Origin of the sequence: Pseudomonas fakonensis, from assembly GCF_019139895.1 — a bacterium.
In the GTDB taxonomy this organism is placed as follows: Bacteria; Pseudomonadota; Gammaproteobacteria; order Pseudomonadales; family Pseudomonadaceae; genus Aquipseudomonas; species Aquipseudomonas fakonensis.
Genome location: NZ_CP077076.1, coordinates 3,488,041 through 3,507,745 on the forward strand (window position 1 = coordinate 3,488,041; position 19,705 = coordinate 3,507,745).

12 protein-coding genes are annotated in these 19,705 nt (G+C 61.4%); 3 read left to right on the forward strand and 9 right to left on the reverse strand.

The annotated features are described in order from the left end of the window. Positions 1-5: 5 nt before the first annotated feature. From KSS94_RS15385 to KSS94_RS15420, 8 genes are all read right to left on the reverse strand, one after another. Positions 6-1,217 (reverse strand): efflux RND transporter periplasmic adaptor subunit, encoded by a 1,212-nt coding sequence (locus KSS94_RS15385; protein ID WP_217838958.1) that lies wholly within the window; start codon positions 1,215-1,217, stop codon positions 6-8. Between the two features lie 106 nt (positions 1,218-1,323). After that, positions 1,324-2,523: a TolC family protein gene (locus KSS94_RS15390; RefSeq protein WP_217838959.1), complete on the reverse strand. Its 1,200-nt coding sequence runs from the start codon at positions 2,521-2,523 to the stop codon at positions 1,324-1,326. 169 nt (positions 2,524-2,692) lie between these two features. Continuing rightward, positions 2,693-3,784, reverse strand: a complete 1,092-nt coding sequence (locus tag KSS94_RS15395; RefSeq protein WP_217838960.1) for a T6SS immunity protein Tli4 family protein — start codon at positions 3,782-3,784, stop codon at positions 2,693-2,695. 146 nt (positions 3,785-3,930) lie between these two features. Continuing rightward, positions 3,931-4,860, reverse strand: coding sequence for a hypothetical protein (locus KSS94_RS15400; protein ID WP_217838961.1), 930 nt, complete (start codon positions 4,858-4,860; stop codon positions 3,931-3,933). A gap of 801 nt (positions 4,861-5,661) precedes the next feature. After that, positions 5,662-6,750 carry a hypothetical protein gene (locus KSS94_RS27260; RefSeq protein ID WP_225935792.1) on the reverse strand — a complete coding sequence of 363 codons (1,089 nt, stop codon included), beginning with the start codon at positions 6,748-6,750 and terminating at the stop codon, positions 5,662-5,664. Next, complete coding sequence (locus KSS94_RS15410) at positions 6,747-7,715, reverse strand: phospholipase D-like domain-containing protein (protein WP_217838962.1); 969 nt, start codon at positions 7,713-7,715, stop codon at positions 6,747-6,749. Before KSS94_RS15410 ends, KSS94_RS27260 begins: the two co-directional genes overlap by 4 nt. A gap of 40 nt (positions 7,716-7,755) precedes the next feature. Beyond that, positions 7,756-8,847, reverse strand: a complete 1,092-nt coding sequence (locus tag KSS94_RS27265) for a hypothetical protein (protein ID WP_225935793.1) — start codon at positions 8,845-8,847, stop codon at positions 7,756-7,758. Beyond that, entirely contained in the window at positions 8,844-12,065 is a 3,222-nt protein-coding gene (locus tag KSS94_RS15420; protein ID WP_217838963.1) for a phospholipase D-like domain-containing protein, read from the reverse strand. The genes KSS94_RS27265 and KSS94_RS15420 overlap by 4 nt, the downstream gene beginning before the upstream one ends. Before the next feature lie 333 nt (positions 12,066-12,398). On the opposite strand from KSS94_RS15420, the gene mexE reads away from it, so the two are divergent. Genes mexE through KSS94_RS15435 form a run of 3 tightly spaced genes read left to right on the forward strand, consistent with a single transcriptional unit; the run spans position 12,399 to position 18,244 of the window. Then, entirely contained in the window at positions 12,399-13,640 is a 1,242-nt protein-coding gene (mexE, locus tag KSS94_RS15425) for a multidrug efflux RND transporter periplasmic adaptor subunit MexE (RefSeq protein ID WP_217838964.1), read from the forward strand. Positions 13,641-13,652: 12 nt separating this feature from the next. Then, positions 13,653-16,832: an efflux RND transporter permease subunit gene (locus KSS94_RS15430; RefSeq protein ID WP_217838965.1), complete on the forward strand. Its 3,180-nt coding sequence runs from the start codon at positions 13,653-13,655 to the stop codon at positions 16,830-16,832. Further along, complete coding sequence (locus KSS94_RS15435) at positions 16,829-18,244, forward strand: efflux transporter outer membrane subunit (RefSeq protein WP_217838966.1); 1,416 nt, start codon at positions 16,829-16,831, stop codon at positions 18,242-18,244. Before KSS94_RS15430 ends, KSS94_RS15435 begins: the two co-directional genes overlap by 4 nt. 189 nt (positions 18,245-18,433) lie before the next feature. Here the strand turns inward: KSS94_RS15435 and KSS94_RS15440 are convergent, their stop codons facing one another. Continuing rightward, complete coding sequence (locus KSS94_RS15440) at positions 18,434-19,681, reverse strand: IS256 family transposase (RefSeq protein ID WP_217838745.1); 1,248 nt, start codon at positions 19,679-19,681, stop codon at positions 18,434-18,436. Positions 19,682-19,705 lie beyond the last annotated feature (24 nt).

The window sequence follows — 19,705 nt, forward strand, 5'->3', positions numbered from 1 at the left end:
CCCACTCAATGGCTGTGTTCGGCCGAGCCTTTGCCCAGCTCGGACTTGAGGACGAAGCTGCCGGCGGCGGCGACCACGGTGCCGGCGGCAAGCCCCTCGCGAATTTCCACCTGGCCGGCATCGCGCCGGCCCGGGGTCACCGGGCGGGCCTCGAAACCCTCCTCGGTACGGGCGAACACCACGGTCTTGTCCTCCCAGGTTTGCAACGCGGCCTCGGGCACCACCACGGCGGCGTCGAAGCGCTCGACGGTGACCGCAATGTTGACGAACAGCCCCGGGCGCCAGGCGCCATTGGGGTTGGCCAGGGTGGCGCGCACGGTAGCGGCGCGGTTCTGCTCGCCCAGCAAGCTGCCGACGTAGTTGACCTTGCCCTGCACCTGGGCCCCCAGGTCCGGGGCGCTGACGGTGACGTCACGGCCGCTGACCACCTTGTCCAGGTCGCGCGGGGCCACGGCGAAGGTGGCCCAGACCCGGCTCAGGTCAGACAAGGTGAACGCATTGCTGGCCTCGCCCACCACCTCGCCCACGGTCAGGTGCTTCTCTACCACCACCGCATCGAACGGCGCGCGCAGCTCGAAACGGTTGCCGCGCCCGGCTGGGGCCACCGCGGCGACCTTCTGCCCGGCGTTGGCGGCGGCGATCTCGGCCTCTTGCAGGGCTTGACGCGCTTGCAGGTAGTCCTGCTCGGCGCTGATGCGCTCCTGCCACAGCTGCTTTTCTCGCTCGAAGGTCAGGCGCGCCAGCTCCAGCCGACGCTGGGCAGCCTGCTGTTCACTGCGCAGTTCTGAGATTTGCTGGCTGGCAATCACCGCCAGCACCTGGCCGCGCTTCACCGCCTGGCCCAGCTCGGCATGCACCGCCTCGACCACGCCGGGAACGCGCGGCACCACATGGGCGGTGCGGTCTTCGTCGAAGCGGATCTCGCCGGGGAAGCTGATGGCGCTGCCCAGGGCCTGCGGGCCAGCGGTCGCCAACTGCACGCCAGCGGCCTGGATCTGCTCGGCGCTCAGGTGCAACTGGCCTTCTTCGTCCCCATGGGCTTTTTCATCGCCATGGCCTTCTTCACCATGGCCCTCTTCACTGTGGCTTTCTTCACCATGGTCGTCGTGCTGGGCCTGGCTGCTGGCCTGGCCCAGGGTGCCGGTCCAGGCCAGGCCGCCAAGGCCGAGGGCGGCCAGGGCTGCGGCGAGAATCGCGAGTTTGCGGGGGGTGGTCATGGAGGCTCCTGCTGGAAAATTCGTTAGGTGCAATTCGGGCCCCATCGCGGGGCAAGCCCGCTCCCACGCAGTTGAAGGCTGCGCCCGTGGGAGCGAAGGGCCGGGCTCAGAGTTCGCCGTAGATACGCTCCACCTGCGCACGCGCATCGGTGGCCTGGGCCAGAGCATCGAGGTACAGGCCGCGCGCCTCGATCAGCGTGCGCTGGGCGTCGAGCACATCGAGGAAGGCGAACTTGCCCATCTCGAAGCCGCGGGTGGCGGTGTCCACCGCCTGCTGCGCCGAGGGCAGGATGGTGCGGTCGTAGGCCTGCACCTCGCCCATCGCGGTGGCCCACTGCTCGACGGCGCTGCGCGTGTCGCTGCGCAGGCGCAGTTCCACGGCATTGCGCAGGTCGCGGGCCTGGTCGGCGCGGCGCGCGGCGGCCAGCACGTTGCCTTGGTTGCGGTCGAACAGCGGCAGCGGCATCGACAGCCCGACCAGGTTGACCCGCTCGCGGTCCTCGCGGCTGTACTGGCTGCCCAGGCTGACGGTGAGGTTGGGGATGCGCTGGGCCTTTTCCGAACCCAGGCTGGCCTCGCCGCGCTGCACTTGCGCGGCAGCCAGGCGCCAGTCGGCGGTCTGCTCGAGCTTGGCCAGCAACTGCGCGGCCTGCGGCGCCTGGCCGGGTGACAGGGTGGCGGCATCGAGCCGCTCGAAGGGATCGGCGCTGCCGGTCAGCCGCGCCAGTGCCTGCCAGGCCACGGCGCGCCCGGTTTGCGCGCGGCGCATTGCAGCCTGGGCCTGGGCCAGTTGCACCTGGGCGCGGGTCGCCTCCACCGGCGACGACTGGCCGGCCTTGACCCGGCCCTCGACCACCCGCACACCGCGTTCGGTCAGGGCCTGGGATTGCTGCGCCAGCTCCAGTGCGGTCTGTGCGCGCAAGGCTGCATGGTAGGCCTGCACCACATCGGCACGCAGGCCGTTGCGCTGGCGCTCCAGCTCCAGTTGCGCCAGTGCCTGGCCGGCTTCGGCAACCTCGATGCGCGCACCGCGCTTGCCGCCCAGCTCCAGCGGCTGGCTGAGGGTGACCGTGGTGGTGCTGGTGCTGCGCCGGGTGTCTTCGACCTCCCAGGAAAGCTCAGGGTTGGGCAGCAACCCGGCCTGGCGCCGTTCGCCCTCGGCCACGCCGACTTCACGGCCGACGGCGGCCAGCTCCGGGTTGTTGGCGTAGGCGGCGTCCAGGGCCTGGGCCAGGCTCAGGCCATCGGCGGCGGCAGGGCCGACCAGCAGCAGGCAGAACCAGGCGACATTGCGGGGGATGGGCACGGCGGAAGTCCTCGACGGCAAGCGGCGGAATGCGTTGGCGATGGACTCTAGGGAGGGGTGGTTATCGGGGGGGTGGCGGGCAGATTACAATTTTGTAATCCGGTGTCGAGGCAACGCCCGCAGGCAGCCGCCCCCGACTGATTCAGCGCATTGGGTGCACGGCGGGCCGTTACAGATCCCGCAGGCTTTGGGTGATTTTCAGGAACTTCGGGATCACCTTTTCCGGTGGTGGTGCCAGGGTTTGCAGGTCGCCGGTGAACTTCGGGAAGCTTTGCATGTGTACCGCAAACAAAGGGCGGGCCCGCCCACCCACGGCAGCAGTCGCAAACCAGGTGTGCTCTTCTTCGCCGGAGCCCGGAAGCGGGTCCAGGCGCCAGCCTTTGAGCACAGTCTGGTGCCGCCCCAGGTTGATGGCCTGTTCGATGCTGGATTTCTTCCAGAGGGTATCGTCGTAGCTGGGGTTATCGTCGGTTTCATAGGGGGCCAAGGTGCGCTTGGTCCGGTAATTCGCAGACGTAGTGAGCATGCTCATCACCACATTTGGCGTGCTGTCGAAACGTAGACTGCTCTTGATGCTGAACGTAGCCAGACCATCGTCATGGATAAAGCCGTAGGGCACACACACGCCCGGCCCTTTGGGGATTTGATGGCTATCGCGGGGTTCAAAGCGCGCCATCAGGTTCTTGACGTCCTCGAGCGACCTGACGAGTCGGTTCGTGAACCAAAAATAGTAAACGCGATTGTTACGCCATAAGAAAACCTGATCAGGCGAACGCCTACCGACCGCGAAGGCATCAGGAAGGCCTATGTCAAATTCACGATAGCCTGCACTCGCAAGCTGCTCTTGCAGTTCTGCCACCTTCGCTTTGATTCGGTCGAGTGTGGCGCCTTGAAATTCATCAGAAAAAACCTTCAAATTTTTCTGTTCCATCTTCAGTTGACGATGAAGGTTTTCGACATAGTCTTCAGACTGCAATATCCAATCTTCGCGAGCGTACTCGAACTGCTCACGTGTCTTGGCAAAGCTGACCTTGTACAGCAGTCCGTCGTCCGCATAATAAACGTGATCTCCCACGCCTCCGACACCGCTTGAAAACATGGGTGATTCGTCCACCCAGAAACGATACTGCCCAACATTGAATGCCGCCCAGGAAACAGGCTCAGACACCTCGAAAACTGAGCGCCCAATGCACTCCTGCCGGATATCATCCGCCGCGTAAACACAGGGAGAAAAAACCAGAACAAACTGCAGCCACTTCATCAACAGTACTCCTTGCGCTTTAAAACACTGTTTAAAGAAAACCTGCTGCCTGGCCTCAGCCGATTGACGGCCTGCAACAGTCCTGAACTGTGAAATCCTCGGCTTGAGGTACGGGTGACAAGGCCAACAAAACACCAATGAGGGCGCTACAGATTCCGCAGGCTTTCGGTGATTTTCAGAAACTTCGGAATCACTTCATCCGGTGTTAGCGTCAGGGTTTCCAGGTCATTGCTGCCTTTCGCGAAGGTTTCCATGTGCACCGCCAGCAGCGGGCGATCCAGCCCGCCCACATGGGCGCTCGCAAACCAGGCGCGCTCCTCTTCGCCGGAACCCGGGCGCGGGTCCAGGCGCCAACCTTTCAGAATGGTCTTGCGCCCGCCGAGGTCGATCGCCTGCAGGATGCTCGACTTTTTCCAGCGCTGGCGGTCATAGCCGGGGTAATAGTGGGTGTTGTAGGTCCCCAAGGTCGGCTTGACTGCATATTCCGCAGAGGCATTGATAATGCTCATGACCACGTTTGGCGTACTGTCGAAACGCAGCGTGCTCTTAATGCTGAAAGTGGCCAGGCCGTCGTCATGGATGAAGCCGTAGGGCATGCATACCCCTGGGCCTTTCGGGATTTGATGGCTATCACGTGGCTCAAAGCGCGCCATCAGGTTCTTGACGCTTTCGAGTGTTTCGCCCTCAGGCTGGGAAAAATAAAAGTAATAACCGCGATTATTTCGCCACAAGAAGATCTTGTAGGGTGTGTCATTACCCAACGCAAAGGCATCAGGCAAACCGATGTCAAAGTCACGCGTGCGAGGGCTCGCAAGACGGCCTTTCAACTCTGCGATTTTCGCTCGTACTCGATTGATTTCTTTGTCATCCACGCCCTTGGACAAAGTGCTCAACTTTTTCAGCTCAGCCTTCAATTGACGCCAAAGACTCTCGACATAACCCTCAGAATCCAATAGCACTGCCTGGCGAGCCCTCTCGAACTGATAACGTGTTGTGACAGTACTTACCTTGTACCACACCCTATCACCCGCGTATTCAACGTGATCGGCGAGCCCTCCGATTTTGCCTGAAAACATAGGTGATGACTGGAAATCAATACGCGCCTTTTTGATATTAACGGTTGACCAGGACAGCGGCTCCGAAACTTCAAAAACGGAACGCCCAATACACTCCTACCGCACATCATCCACGGCATGGGTATAAGGCGCAAAAAAAATCAGACCCGTGAGCCATTTCATGAACGATGCTCCTTGCGCAACGAAGACGCTGACTGCGCCATAACTTTTTCCGTCCATTGTTCCGACTGACGGTTGGCCAGAATCGTCAAATTGAAACCCGAGTCATTATCCTCGCCCTTTGTCCAGTTCACGGGCAGTGCACATATAAAGCCAGTCACGTCCATCGGTGCATCTGGATCTGCGTTTAACCAAAAGCGCTCTTGATGGGGTGGTACCACTTTCAGGCCCCCCCCAGTTTGAAATTCAAAGCATTTCGGTATGCCCAGGTAGGCCAGATGGAAGCGGGGAAGCCATCGCGATACGTGTCTTGCGCAACCCCACTCAGCACCTGAACCTGACTCCTGCTTTGCGCAATGAAATTAAACACCTTCTCATAAGCCTCACTGTTAGCCCGCGCCCGTTCCTGTATCGCTCGCCACACATGCTCTGCCGCCGGCTGATCCAGGCAATCCGCCAGTTCGGTAAACGGCGCCACCGAAATGATGCTCAGCGCCGCGTCGCCCCGTAGTCCATCATCGCCTTGATGCTGACATGCCGCTGAATGCGTATCATCGAAACTTGCATGATCAATTGGATCTGTTTAATCACATAAGGCACGTTAAGCTCAGCCTCGAATTGCACCTGCTCAAGACATGCACCTTATAAGTCCCTAATGCTTTCGGTAATTTTCAAGAATTTCGGGATTACTTCTTCCGGGGGCGGGGTCAGGGTTTGCAGATCGTCGGTGCCTTTCGGGAAGGTTTCCATGTGCACCGCCAGCAAGGGGCGCAATAGACCGCCCACGTTGGCGGTTGCAAACCAGGCGCGCTCTTCTTCGCCGGAGCTTGGGCGCGGGTCCAGGCGCCAGCCTTCGAGCACGGTCTTGTGCCCACCGAGGTCGATCGCCTGCAGGATGCTCGACTTCTTCCAGCGCTGGCGGTCGTAGCCGGGGTAGTAGTGGGTGTTGTAAGTACCCAAGGTGGGCTTGGTCTCATATTCAGGCGATGCATTGATAATGCTCAAGATCACGTTGGGCGTGCTATCAAAACACAGGCTGCTCTTGATGCTGAAGGTGGGAAGACCGTCGTCATGGATGAAGCCGTAGGGCATGCATACACCTGGGCCTTTGGGGATTTGATGGCTGTCTCGAGGTTCAAAGCGCGCCATCAGGTTCTTGACGTCCTGAAGCGAACTAGCCTCAGGTTTCGTAAAGGCAAAATAATAAACTCGGTTGTTTCTCCACAAAAAAGCCTCATAAGGCGATTGATTACCGAACACATAAGCATCAGGGAGGCCGATATCAAACTCACGGATACCAGCGCTCCCAAGATCATTTTGCAACTTTGCAACGTCCTCTTTGGCCCGTGCAATGGCTTTTCCGTGAGGCCCACCAGACAAAGTACTCAAGCGCTCCTGCTCGACTTTCAATCGACGACGCAGGTTTTCGACGTATGCCTCATGATCCAACAGCACCATTTGACGAGCATTTTCGAAGTGATCACGTGTTGTGACGATACTCACCTTGTATCGCAAACTTCCAGAGTACCTAACGTGACCTGAATTTCCTCCGACCCGCCTCGAGAACATGGGGAATCCTGGCCCATCTATACGAAAATTCTCAATATCGGAGGTTGCCCAGGAAACAGGTTCTGGAACATCAAAAACAGAACGCCCAATACACTCTTTCAGCTCACCATCCGCAGCATAGACGCAAGGAGAAAACACGATTAAAAACTGCAGCCACCTCATGAGTGATGACCCTTGTGCAACGGAGACTCTGACTGCGCCACCACGTCTCCCGCCCCCTGCTGCGATTGACGATTGGCGAGAATCGTCAAATTGAAACCCGAATTACTTTCCTCACCCTTTGTCCACTTCACGGGCAGTGCACATATAAAGCCAGTCACGCCCATCGGTGCATCTGGATCGCCTTTCAACCAAAAATTCTCCTGGTGAGGCGCGGGCTCTTTTAGATAACCACCCAATTCCAGCTCCAAGGCATCTCGATACGTCCAGGTAGGCCAGATGGAGGCCGGAAAACCGTCGGGATACCTTTTTTCCGCCGCCTCACTCATCACTTGAACCTGGCTCCTGCTTTGCGGAATGAAATCAAACACCGTCTCGTAAGCCTCACTGTTAGCCCGCGCCCGTTCCTGTATCGCCCGCCACACATACTCTGCCGCCGGCTGATCCAGGCAATCCGCCAGCTCGGTGAACGGCGCCACCGGCCCGCCCGGCGGCAAATCGAGCCCGAAGTGTTTGCGCCAGAGGTCCACGCGCAACTGATGCACGGCCTTGCCCACCGTATGCGGGTATTTGCCGTCCAATTTCGCCTTCACCGGTTGCGTGTCGCGAATGATCGCTGCCAGCTCCGAATCCCGCTGGCCGTTCAGGCTGCGGTCGTTGATGTTGGCGCTGCCCAGAATCGCCACGCGGTCGTCGGCGATCATCAACTTGCTGTGCACGTAGATCTGCTCGGTGACCACCCGGCCCTTCAGGTAGCCCCAGGTGCGCAGGTTGAGCAGCGTCAGGTAGCGGCTCCAGTCTTGCCGGGCATATACCGGCTGCCCATTGCCATCTTTGTTATAAATGATGTTCAGCGCCTCCTTTCGCGTCGCCCCGTAGTCCATCATCGCCTTGATGCCGACATGCCGCTGAATGCGTATCATCGATACTTGCATGATCAATTTGATCTGTTTAATCACATAAGGCACGTTAAGCTCAGCCTTGAGTGGCACCTGCTGAAGACACACCTTATAAGTCCCTAATGCTTTCGGTAATTTTCAAGAATTTCGGGATCACTTCTTCTGGGGGCGGGGTCAGGGTTTGCAGATCGTCGGTGCCTTTCGGGAAGGTTTCCATGTGCACCGCCAGCAAGGGGCGTAATAGACCGCCCACGTTGGCGGTTGCAAACCAGGCTCGCTCTTCTTCGCCGGAGCCTGGGCGCGGGTCCAGGCGCCAGCCTTCGAGCACGGTCTTGCGCCCACCGAGGTCGATCGCCTGCAGGATGCTCGACTTCTTCCAGCGCTGGCGGTCGTAGCCGGGGTAGTAGTGGGTGTTGTAAGTACCCAAGGTGGGCTTGGTCTCATATTCAGGCGATGCATTGATAATGCTCAAGACCACGTTGGGCGTGCTGTCAAAACGCAGGCTGCTCTTGATGCTGAAGGTGGGAAGGCCGTCGTCATGGATGAAGCCGTAGGGCATGCAGATCCCGGTGCCTGCGGGGACGTGGTGGATATCTCGCGGTTCAAAGCGAGCCATCAGATCCTTGACGCTTTCGAGCGAGCGAGTGTTTGAGTTCGTAAAAGCAAAATAGTAAACGCGATTTTTTCGCCATAAGAAAACTTTATACGGGGCATGATCACCAAAAGCATAAGCATCAGGAAGACCGATGTCATATTCACGAACACCAGCGCTCGCAAGGTTATTTTGCAAATCTAAGATTTTAACTTTTGCTTTGTTAATTGCCCTGCTACTGCCCCCCTCATACAGAGCCTTCAAGCTTTCTTGCTCGACCTTCAATTTACGCCGAGTATTTTTGGCATACTCCTCGGCACTCAACAGCACTGCCAGGCGAGCTTTTTCGAGCTGATCACGTGTCGTGATAATGCTAACTTTGTACCACAGCCTGTCACTATCATATTCTACGTGACCTGCGTTTCCTCCCACATGCCTCGAAAACATGGGAGTTCCTGGTGAATCGATGCGAAAATTCTCAATATTCGAGGTTGCCCATGACACAGACTCCGACAAATCAAACACCGAGCGCCCCACACACTCTTTCATGCCATCACCCACAGCGTGAGCGCAAGGAAAAAATACAATAAAGAACCTCACCCAACTCATGAGAACTCATCCTTGTTCGACGAAGAACCTGTATTCACTGCAACCGCCCGCGCACCTTCACGAGATAGGCGATTTGCGAGAATGGTCAAATTGAAACCCGAGTCATTACTCTCTCCACTTGTCCACTTCACGGGCAACGCACACATAAAGCCCATCACACCCATCGGCGCATCTAAATCTGTATCTGACCAAAAGCGCGTTTGATGAGGAGGTGCTGTTTTAAAATCCCCCCCCATTTTGAAATTGGAGACATTTCTATATACCCATGTGGGCCATATGGAAGCTGGAAAACCGCCGGGATACTCTTCCTGTCCCGCCTTGTCGAGAATCTGAACCGGGCTCCAACTTTGCGGAATAAAATCAAACACCTTCTCGTAAGCCTCACTGTTAGCCCGCGCCCGTTCCTGTATCGCCCGCCAAACATGCTCTGCCGCCGGCTGATCCAGGCAATCCGCCAGCTCGGTGAACGGCGCCACCGGCCCGCCCGGCGGCAAATCGAGCCCGAAGTGTTTACGCCAGAGGTCCACGCGCAACTGATGCACCGCCTTGCCCACCGTATGCGGGTATTTGCCGTCCAGCTTCGCCTTCACCGGTTGCGTGTCGCGAATGATCGCCGCCAGCTCCGAATCCCGCTGGCCGTTCAGGCTGCGGTCGTTGATGTTGGCGCTGCCCAGAATCGCCACGCGGTCGTCGGCGATCATCAACTTGCTGTGCACGTAGATCTGCTCGGTGACCACCCGGCCCTTCAGGTAGCCCCAGGTACGCAGGTTGAGCAGCGTCAGGTAGCGGCTCCAGTCCTGCTGCTCATACACCGGCTGGCCCTTGCCATTCGTGTGCTTGATGATCTTCTGTGCACATTCGCGGCTCTTCCCGCAATCCATGATTGCCTTGAGCGCCATATGCCGCTGGATGCGCTTGACCAGGCTCAGTTCGCCGAACACCAAGCTCTGCATGGTCAGGTGAACCTGGTGCATCACATTGGGCACATCGAGCTTGCCCTCGGGGTGAACAGGCAATACCAGGTACACGTGGAACGGCCGGTTTTCGTAGATCGCCCGGCCGATACGGTCGGCCAGCGCGATGGCGATCTTGTTGCCAAGCGGCTCCTGTTCCCCCAGTTTGTGGCTCAGCCAACCCTGGGCATTGAGCGTCCACATCGATTGCAGGGCTTCGGCAAAGGCCACGCCTTCCTGGCCAAAGGCCTTGCAGATCGCCTGCAGCTCTGCCCAGTCGATCAGCCCGTAGTCCTGGGCCTTCAGCGCCTCGCGCAGCTTCACCCGGGCGACGAAATCCTCACGCAGGGTGCCGGGGTCACGCAGGCTGGCCATCGGGCCAGACAAGCTCTGGCCTTCGTTCAATTCGCCCTGCGCGCCAAAGGCGCTCTGGAAGAACTGGTTCTCGATGTACAGAAAATGCTGCGCACTGGAGATCACCTGCAACATCGCGCTGTTGCAGTTGTCCTGCATGCCCTGGGCCCTGATACCAGGCGGCAGCGGCAGGTGCACCCGGGACAACGTACGGCCCTTGGCCTCCTGCGCGGCCATCGCCGCCGAGGCGCTGCGCAGCACCTGTACCTGCACCTGGCCGCGGACGATGTCAGGGGGCGTGGGCAGTTGCTCGGGCTGGTCGATCCACATCGGCTCTGGCGCCGGCAGATCCAGTTGCAGGTGGCCGGCGAGGTCCAGATGGTGCGGCATGCCGGCGTCCCGGGCCAGGCGGTTGAGCCACTCCATCAGGGCGATGACGGCGTCGGTCTTGTACAGCGTCGGGGTTTGCGCAAGATACGCCTGCTGGCCGTTCCAGCGGTCGATGAAGTTGCGCGACAGGTCGTACACCGAGGGCCCTTCGATACGGCTGTGCACGTCCTGCCAGGGCATGCGCGGCTGGTCGGCGGCCAGGGTGCGGTGGTCGGGCGAGCCCAGCGGTTGCGGGTCGTGGGCCAGGTAACGGTAGGGTGCGCGGTGGCTGGCCACGCGCTGCTGCAACAGGGTGTAAAGATGCATCAGCAGGGCGCTGGCGGTTTCGCCGATGCCGTTCAGCCACTGGGCCTTGTCTGCGGGCATGGCATCGAAGCCCTTGTCACACAGCAGCGCGACCATGCGCCCAAGGTCGGTGTTGCCCAGCCACTGGTTGATCAACAGGTGGCTTTGCAGGCGCAAGGCGATCGACAGGTCGCCCTGCGCCGCCTCGACCTGCTGCAGCCAGGCCTCGGCCTGGCTTTTCAGCGGCTCGGCCAGCGGCAGGCGCTGCCAGTTGTGGCGTATCAACGCGGCGACCTGGCGGATCGCCGCATCGGTGAGGTATTGCTTGCCGGCCTCCAGCGGGTGGGTGATGGTGCCGATCAGCTCCTTGAAACTGCTGCCGGCCTTGACCAGCCAGGCCAACACCGGGTGCATCGGGCTGATCGCCAGGTCACGCAGCCAGGCGCTGGCGTTGAGCAGGCGGTCGGCGGGCACCGGGATGCTCAGCCCGGTCTTGCCGATGGGGATGCGAAACGCCGGCAGCGACAGGTCGAGCACGGTGGCCAGCAGCAGGCCGGCGCGGCTGACGTGCTTGTCCATGTCCATCCAGCCCAGGTGCGGGATGCACGGGTTGTAGGCATCGCGGCCACGCCGCGCGCTGGCGTCGAGGCTGAAGCGGTGGTCGTCGCAGCGGCCATAGGCCAGGTCGATGCCGCCGACATAGCCGACCTGGTTGTCGATCACCACGCTCTTCTGGTGATGCGAGAACACCGCGCCCAGGCCCTTCATGTCGCTCTGCTGGATGGCCGGCAGGCAAAATGCCCGGGCGCGGCCCAGCCCCACATTCAGGTGGAACACCGCCAGCATGGTCTCGAAATCGTGGGTGCCGAGGCTGGGCATGGGGCTGAGCCAGGGCAGCACGTAGACCTTCAGAGCCGGCTTGCCCAGCAGCGCGCTGCGCAGGCATTGCCAGAGCGTGCGGCGGCCGTCGAGCAGCACGTCGTGGTTGACCTGCCAGCCGGTGATGAAGATCGACGCCTGCGCCTGGTCGATGGCCTGGGCCAGGTCCTGATAGTAGGCATGCCCACTGGTGAAGAAGCGCACGTGGTTGCCGCTGCGCACCGGGGCGAAGGTGTTGGCACCGCGGATGAAGAAGTCCGGGGCGCTGACCGCCTTCAACGGCCGGCCGTCGGCGCTGATGATCTGGGTGACTTCCTTGTGGCGCACGCCGTTGTACGGCGGGAGGTCAGTTGCCATGTTCAGGCCTCCCTGTCCATCAAGGGGTGACTGAAACAAGATTGCCGGTCGGTATGCCACATGGCGGGGATCCCTGTCCGCGGAAAGAAGGACAGGAACCCTAGCAGCCAGCACAGGCTGAAATTCGACCCAATCAACGAACAAGAAACGTCCTACGCGAAACTCAGAAGCACCTGTAGTCCCCTCCAGGTGCGAATCAAACATACGCCCATATCGATACCAGCATCGCTCATATCATTGCGCGTGATAATAACCTTCGCTGCGTTCGATTCGTGCGTCACGCGCAAGGCACTCACACTCCGCCCACTACTAAATACATTGGCGGAGTTCTCCATGGACCACTCACTCAAACCCTTGCGCTTCCCGCTCGCTGCCCTGGCAGTGGTGGTGCTCAGCGCTTGTGGCCGTACCCCAGACGCCGTGCAGGCTCCCGCCGCGCCAAAGGTCAGCGTCGCCAAAGTCATCGAACAACCGATCAACGAATGGGACGAGTTCACCGGCCGCCTCGAAGCACCGGAAACCGTCGAGGTGCGCCCGCGCGTTTCGGGCCAGATCGACCTGGTGGCCTTCACCGAAGGCGCCCAGGTAAAGAAAGGCGACCTGCTGTTCCAGATCGACCCGCGCCCGTTCCAGGCTGAAGTACGCCGCCTCGAAGCGCAGCTGTCGCAGGCCAAGGCCACTGCCATTCGCAGCGCCAATGAAGCCCGCCGTGGCGAGCGCCTGCGTGACAGCAACGCCATCTCTGCCGAGCTTGCCGAGTCGCGCACCAGCGCCGCCGCCGAAGCACGTGCCGGGGTCGATGCGATTCAGGCACAACTGGACCTGGCCCGCCTGAACCTGAGCTTCACCCGCGTCACCGCGCCGATTGCCGGGCGCGTCAGCCGCGCCCAATTCACCGCCGGCAACATCGTCAGCGCCGACGTCACCCCGTTGACCAGCGTGGTCTCCACCGACAAGGTGTACGCCTACTTCGACGCCGACGAGCGCGTGTACCTCAAGTACAACCAGCTGGCGCGCGACGGCCAGCGCGGCCAGAGCACCCCGGTGTACCTGGGCCTGACCAACGAAACCGGCAACCCGCACCTGGGCCAGATGAACTTCGTCGACAACCAGGTCAACCCGCGCACCGGTACCATCCGTGGCCGCGCCGTGTTCGACAACCGCGACGGCCAGTTCACCCCGGGCCTGTACGCCCGCCTGAAACTGGTCGGCAGCGCCCAGTACGACGCGGTGCTGATCAACGACGAAGCGGTGGGTACCGACCTTGGCAAGAAGTTCGTGCTGGTGATGGACAAGGACAACAAGGCGGCCTACCGCGCCGTGGAACTGGGGCCAAAACTTGAAGGCCTGCGCATCGTGCGCAGCGGCCTGGCCAAGGACGACCGCATCGTGGTCAGGGGCCTGCAGCGCGTGCGCCCTGGCTCGCAGGTTTCCCCTGAAGAAACCCAGATGGCCAGCGAACAGACCCTCGCCGCCCTCGCCCAACAGCGCCAGGCCCTGGAGGCCAGCAACCCGGCGCCCAAGGTTGCGGGCTCCAACGTGAAAGTCGCCAGCGCCCAGGCGCCACGCGGTTAAGGGACCACACCGATGAACTTCTCGAAATTTTTCATTACCCGGCCGATCTTCGCCGCGGTGCTGTCGCTGGTGCTGCTGATTGCGGGTTCGATCTCGCTGTTCCAGCTGCCGATCAGCGAATACCCCGAAGTGGTGCCGCCCACCGTGGTGGTGCGTGCCAACTTCCCCGGCGCCAACCCCAAGGTGATCGGCGAAACCGTCGCCGCGCCGCTTGAGCAGGCCATCACCGGTGTCGAGAACATGCTGTACATGTCCTCGCAGTCCACCGCCGACGGCAAGCTGACCCTGACCATCACCTTCGCCCTGGGCACCGACCTGGACAACGCCCAGGTGCAGGTGCAAAACCGCGTCACCCGCACCCAGCCCAAGCTGCCTGAGGAAGTGACCCGTATCGGCATCACCGTCGACAAGGCCTCGCCCGACCTGACCATGGTCGTGCACCTGACCTCGCCGGACCAGCGCTACGACATGCTGTACCTGTCCAACTACGCCATCCTCAACATCAAGGATGAGCTGGCGCGCCTGGGCGGCGTGGGCGATGTGCAACTGTTCGGCATGGGCGACTACTCGCTGCGCGTGTGGCTCGACCCGAACAAGACCGCCTCGCGCAACCTCACCGCCGGTGACGTGGTCGCGGCCATTCGCGAGCAGAACCGCCAGGTGGCCGCCGGCCAGCTGGGCGCCCCGCCCGCCCCGGGTGCCAGCAGCTTCCAGCTGTCGATCAACACCCAGGGCCGCCTGGTCAACGAGGAAGAGTTCGAGAACATCATCATCCGCGCCGGTGCCGATGGCGAAATCACCCGCCTGAAAGACATCGCCCGGGTCGAGCTCGGCTCCAGCCAGTACGCCCTGCGCTCGCTGCTGAACAACCAGCCGGCAGTGGCCATCCCGATCTTCCAGCGCCCTGGCTCCAACGCCATCGAGATCTCCGACGAAGTGCGGGCGAAGATGGCCGAGCTTAAGAAGGACTTCCCCGAGGGCATGGACTACAGCATCGTCTATGACCCGACCGTGTTCGTGCGTGGCTCCATCGAAGCAGTGGTGCACACCCTGTTCGAAGCGCTGATCCTGGTTGTGCTGGTGGTGATCCTGTTCCTGCAAACCTGGCGCGCCTCGATCATCCCGCTGCTGGCTGTGCCGGTATCGCTGATCGGTACCTTTGCGGTGATGCACCTGTTCGGCTTCTCGCTCAACGCCTTGTCACTGTTCGGGCTGGTGCTGGCCATCGGTATCGTGGTGGACGACGCCATCGTGGTGGTGGAGAACGTCGAACGGAACATCGGGCTGGGCCTGAAACCGCTCGAGGCCACACAAAAGGCCATGAGCGAAGTGACCGGGCCGATCATCGCCACGGCGTTGGTGCTGTGCGCCGTGTTCGTGCCGGCGGCGTTCATCTCGGGCCTTACCGGGCAGTTCTACAAGCAGTTCGCCCTGACCATCGCCATCTCTACCGTGATTTCGGCGTTCAACTCGCTGACCCTGTCGCCAGCGTTGGCTGCCGTGCTGCTCAAAGACCATCACGCACCCAAGGACCGTTTCTCGCGCATTCTGGAAAAACTCCTGGGCAGCTGGCTGTTCGCCCCGTTCAACCGCTTCTTCGACCGGGCCAGCCACAGCTATGTGGGCGGCGTACGCCGGGTCATCCGCGGCAGCAGCATTGCCCTGTTCGTGTATGCCGGGCTCATGGGCCTGACCTACCTGGGCTTCTCGTCCACCCCGACCGGTTTCGTCCCGGCCCAGGACAAGCAGTACCTGGTGGCCTTCGCCCAGCTGCCTGACGCCGCCAGCCTCGACCGTACGGAGGCTGTGATCAAGCGCATGAGTGAAATCGCCTTGAAGCAACCTGGCGTTGCCGACTCGGTGGCCTTCCCGGGCCTGTCGATCAACGGCTTCACCAACAGCCCGAACAGCGGCATCGTGTTCACCCCGCTCAAGCCGTTCGACGAGCGCAAGGACCCGAGCCAGTCGGCGGCGGCCATCGCGGCAGCCTTGAACGCGCAGTTTGCCGATATCCAGGACGCCTACATCGCGATCTTCCCGCCACCGCCGGTACAAGGCCTGGGCACCATCGGCGGCTTCCGCCTGCAGATCGAAGACCGCGGCAACCTGGGCTACGAAGCGCTGTACAAAGAGACCCAGAACATCATCGCCAAGAGCCACAACGTGCCGGAACTGGCGGGGCTGTTCACCAGCTACCAGGTCAACGTGCCGCAGGTCGATGCCGCCATCGACCGGGAAAAGGCCAAGACCCACGGCGTGGCGATCACCGACATCTTCGACACCCTGCAGGTTTACCTGGGCTCGCTGTACACCAACGACTTCAACCGCTTTGGCCGCACTTACCAGGTCAACGTCCAGGCCGAGCAGCAGTTCCGCCTCGACGCCGAGCAGATCGGCCAGTTGAAGGTGCGCAACAACCTGGGCGAGATGATCCCGCTGGCGACCTTCCTCAAGGTCAGCGACACCTCCGGGCCTGACCGCGTGATGCACTACAACGGCTTCATCACCGCCGAAATCAACGGCGCCGCAGCCCCGGGCTACAGCTCGGGCCAGGCCGAGGCAGCGATCGAGAAGCTGCTCAAGGAAGAGCTGCCCAACGGCATGACCTTCGAGTGGACCGACCTGACCTACCAGCAGATCCTCTCGGGCAATACCGCATTGTTCGTGTTCCCGCTGTGCGTGCTGCTGGCCTTCCTGGTACTGGCCGCCCAGTACGAGAGCTGGAGCCTGCCGCTGGCGGTGATCCTGATCGTGCCGATGACCCTGCTGTCGGCCATTACCGGGGTGATCGTGTCCGGTGGCGACAACAACATCTTCACCCAGATCGGCTTGATCGTACTGGTGGGCCTGGCGTGCAAGAACGCGATTCTGATCGTCGAATTCGCCAAGGATGAACAGGCCAAGGGCCTCGACCCGCTGGCTGCGGTACTGGAAGCCTGCCGCCTGCGCCTGCGGCCGATCCTGATGACCTCGATCGCCTTCATCATGGGTGTGGTGCCGCTGGTGTTCAGCTCTGGCGCCGGCTCCGAGATGCGTCATGCCATGGGTGTGGCGGTGTTCTCGGGGATGATCGGGGTGACCGTGTTCGGCCTGTTCCTGACCCCGGTGTTCTTCTTCCTGATCCGCCGTTTCGTCGAGCGTCGCCAGGCCCGCAAGGCTGCGCACGCCCCCGCGCTGGAGAACCATGCATGAACCTGCTCAAACCCCTGACCCCGAGCCTGCTGGCGCTGGCCCTGGCGGCCTGTGCGGTGGGCCCGGACTACCAGGCCCCGGCCACTGAACCGGCCAAACTGGACAGCGGCCTTGAGGCCAAGGCGTTCGACCGCAGCCACTTCGAAAGCGTGTGGTGGAAGCAGTTCGACGACCCGGTGCTGAACCAGCTGGTGCAAGCCTCGCTGGATGGCAACCGTGACCTGCGGGTGGCTTTCGCCCGGCTGAAGTCGGCGCGGGCGATCCGCGACGATGCGGCCAACGACCAGCTGCCGGTGGTCACCAGCCGTGCCAGCAGCGACCTGGGCAAGGGCCAGGTGCCGGGCCAGACCGAGAGCCGGGTCAACAGCGAGCGCTACGACCTGGGCCTGGACATGGCCTGGGAACTTGACCTGTTCGGGCGCATCCAGCGCCGTATCGAGGCCAGCGAAGCGCAGGAGGCGGCCGCTGCGGCCGACCTTGCGCAGTTGCAGGTGAGCCTGATCGCCGAGCTGGTGGACGCCTACGGCCAACTGCGTGGCGCGCAACTGCGCGAGAAGATCGCCCTGGCCAACCTGAAGACCCAGCAGGAATCGCGGGATATCACTGTGACCCTGCGTGATACCGGTGTTGGCAACGAGCTCGACGTGGTGCGCGCCGATGCCCGCCTGGCGGGTGTCGAAGCCACCGTGCCGCAGTTGCAGGCCGAGCAGGTGCGGGCGAAGAACCGCATCGCCACCCTGCTGGGCCAGCGCCCGGATGCATTGGCCGTGGACCTGTCGCCCAAGGCCTTGCCGGCCATTGCCAAGGCGCTGCCGGTAGGTGACCCGGGCGAGCTGCTGCGCCGCCGCCCGGACATCCGCAGCGCCGAGCGCCAACTGGCAGCAGCCACCGCCAATGTCGGCGTGGCCACCGCCGACCTGTTCCCGCGGGTGAGCCTGAGCGGCTTCCTGGGCTTCACGGCCGCGCGGGGCTCGCAGATTGGTTCGTCGGCGGCCAATGCCTGGGCGCTGGGCCCGAGCATCACCTGGGCGGCATTTGACCTGGGCAGCGTGCGGGCCCGCCTGCGCGGGGCCAAGGCCGATGCCGAGGGGGCGCTGGCCAGCTACGAGCAGCATGTGCTGCTGGCACTGGAAGAGTCCTCGAATGCCTTCAGCGACTATGGCAAGCGCCAGCAACGGCTGCTGGCCTTGATGCGCCAGAGCGAGGCCAGCCGCAAGGCGGCGGAGCTGGCGTCGATTCGCTATCGCGAGGGAACCGTGGATTACCTGGTGCTGCTCGATGCCGAGCGGGAGCGACTGAGTGCGGAGGATGCGCAGGCGCAGGGTGAGGTTGAGTTGTATAGCGGGATCGTGGCGATCTACAAGGCCCTTGGGGGCGGCTGGCAGCCGGAGGTGGTGGCCAGTTCGCGGTGATCGCCTTTTGAATTGAGAGCTCCTTTGGTTGGATCCTCCCCCAACCGTTTGCCCCGATGGCCTTTTGGTTGTTGGGGTTTTTTTTGGGTTCGGGTTCGTAGTCCATGGTGATTGCTTTGGTAGATGTGGGACTGTCAGATTTTTTGTGTGCGGGCCGGTAACGGCCTGCCGTCAGGCAGGCCCTGATTCTCACCAGGTCGGCCTGATGAACCGATCTCCATACAGAATCGCAAATTGATTCATCGCGCTTTTCCAGTCATGGGCCGGCTTTCCCCAATTGGCTGTTATGTTGCGCAATCCCAGCCAGATCAGTTTGGTCGCTGCGTCATCATTCGGGAAATGCCCACGAGTCTTGATGACCTTGCGTAGCTGGGCGTTGATGCTCTCGATGGCGTTGGTGGTATAGATCACCTTCCGGATGGCGGGCGGGAAAACAAAGAATGGAATCACGCGATCCCAAGCCCGTCTCCAAGCAGCCACCACCGTTGGATATTTCTCGCCCCACGGCCCGTTCTCAAACTCATCGAGTGCTTGCTCAGCCGCTTCAGCATTGATGGCTTGGTAAATCGGCTTCAGCTCCTTGGCCAGAGCTCGCCGCTTGTCCCAGGCCGCGAAGTCGAGGCTGTTGCGGATCAGGTGTACGATGCACGTTTGCAACGTCGTCTCTGGAAACACGGCACTGAGAGCCTCTGGCATACCTTTGAGGCCATCGGTCACGGCAATCAGCACATCTTCGACACCGCGCGTCTTGAGATCGTTAAAGACCTTCATCCAAAACTTCGCACCCTCGGTGTTCTCGATCCAGATGCCCAGGATATCTCGCGTTCCGTCGGGAAGAACGCCCAGGGCCAAGTAAATGGCCTTGTTGCGCACCAGGCCCTCTTCGCGGATCTTCACCCGCAGCGCATCGAAGAAAATGACCGGGTACATCGGCTCCAGTGGCCGCTGTTGCCACGCGCCAATCTCGTCCATGACCTCGTCTGTCACAGAGCTGATGAAGTCGGGTGAGACCTCTGTTCCATACTGCTCGGACAGAAAGGCTCGGATCTCTCTGACCGTCATTCCACGGGCGTACATGGCGATGATCTTGTCATCGAAACCGGTGTAACGCCGCTCATGCTTGGGGATCAGAATGGGCGCAAAACTACCGTCTCGATCGCGAGGGATTTCCAGTCGTAGCGGGCCATCGCCGGTCAAAACCGTCTTGCCACTCTTGCCGTTACGCTGATTGGTTTCATCCGCCGGGCGCTGCGCGCCCGGCGGATAACCCAGGTGGTGACCGAGTTCGGCACTCAAGGCACGCTCGATCAAGGCCTTCTTGAACGCCGCTGAGGCATCCTCGATTGCTTCTGCGGACATCAGGCCCTCGCCGAACTGCTCCAGCAGCTCTTTGGGGATTTTTGGCAGGTCACGCAAGGGTTTCTTTTTGGTTGGCATACATGCACCTCTTACTCATGTTAT

Coding starts and splice junctions, on each gene's coding strand:
- KSS94_RS15435 (WP_217838966.1), top strand. CDS start 16,829: ATGAACCTGCTCAAACCCCTGACCCCGAGCCTGCTGGCGCTGGCCCTG.
- KSS94_RS15420 (WP_217838963.1), bottom strand. CDS start 12,065: ATGGCAACTGACCTCCCGCCGTACAACGGCGTGCGCCACAAGGAAGTC.
- KSS94_RS15385 (WP_217838958.1), bottom strand. CDS start 1,217: ATGACCACCCCCCGCAAACTCGCGATTCTCGCCGCAGCCCTGGCCGCC.
- KSS94_RS15400 (WP_217838961.1), bottom strand. CDS start 4,860: ATGTTTTCAGGCAAAATCGGAGGGCTCGCCGATCACGTTGAATACGCG.
- KSS94_RS15440 (WP_217838745.1), bottom strand. CDS start 19,681: ATGCCAACCAAAAAGAAACCCTTGCGTGACCTGCCAAAAATCCCCAAA.
- KSS94_RS27265 (WP_225935793.1), bottom strand. CDS start 8,847: ATGAGTTGGGTGAGGTTCTTTATTGTATTTTTTCCTTGCGCTCACGCT.
- KSS94_RS15395 (WP_217838960.1), bottom strand. CDS start 3,784: ATGAAGTGGCTGCAGTTTGTTCTGGTTTTTTCTCCCTGTGTTTACGCG.
- KSS94_RS27260 (WP_225935792.1), bottom strand. CDS start 6,750: ATGAGGTGGCTGCAGTTTTTAATCGTGTTTTCTCCTTGCGTCTATGCT.
- KSS94_RS15430 (WP_217838965.1), top strand. CDS start 13,653: ATGAACTTCTCGAAATTTTTCATTACCCGGCCGATCTTCGCCGCGGTG.
- mexE (WP_217838964.1), top strand. CDS start 12,399: ATGGACCACTCACTCAAACCCTTGCGCTTCCCGCTCGCTGCCCTGGCA.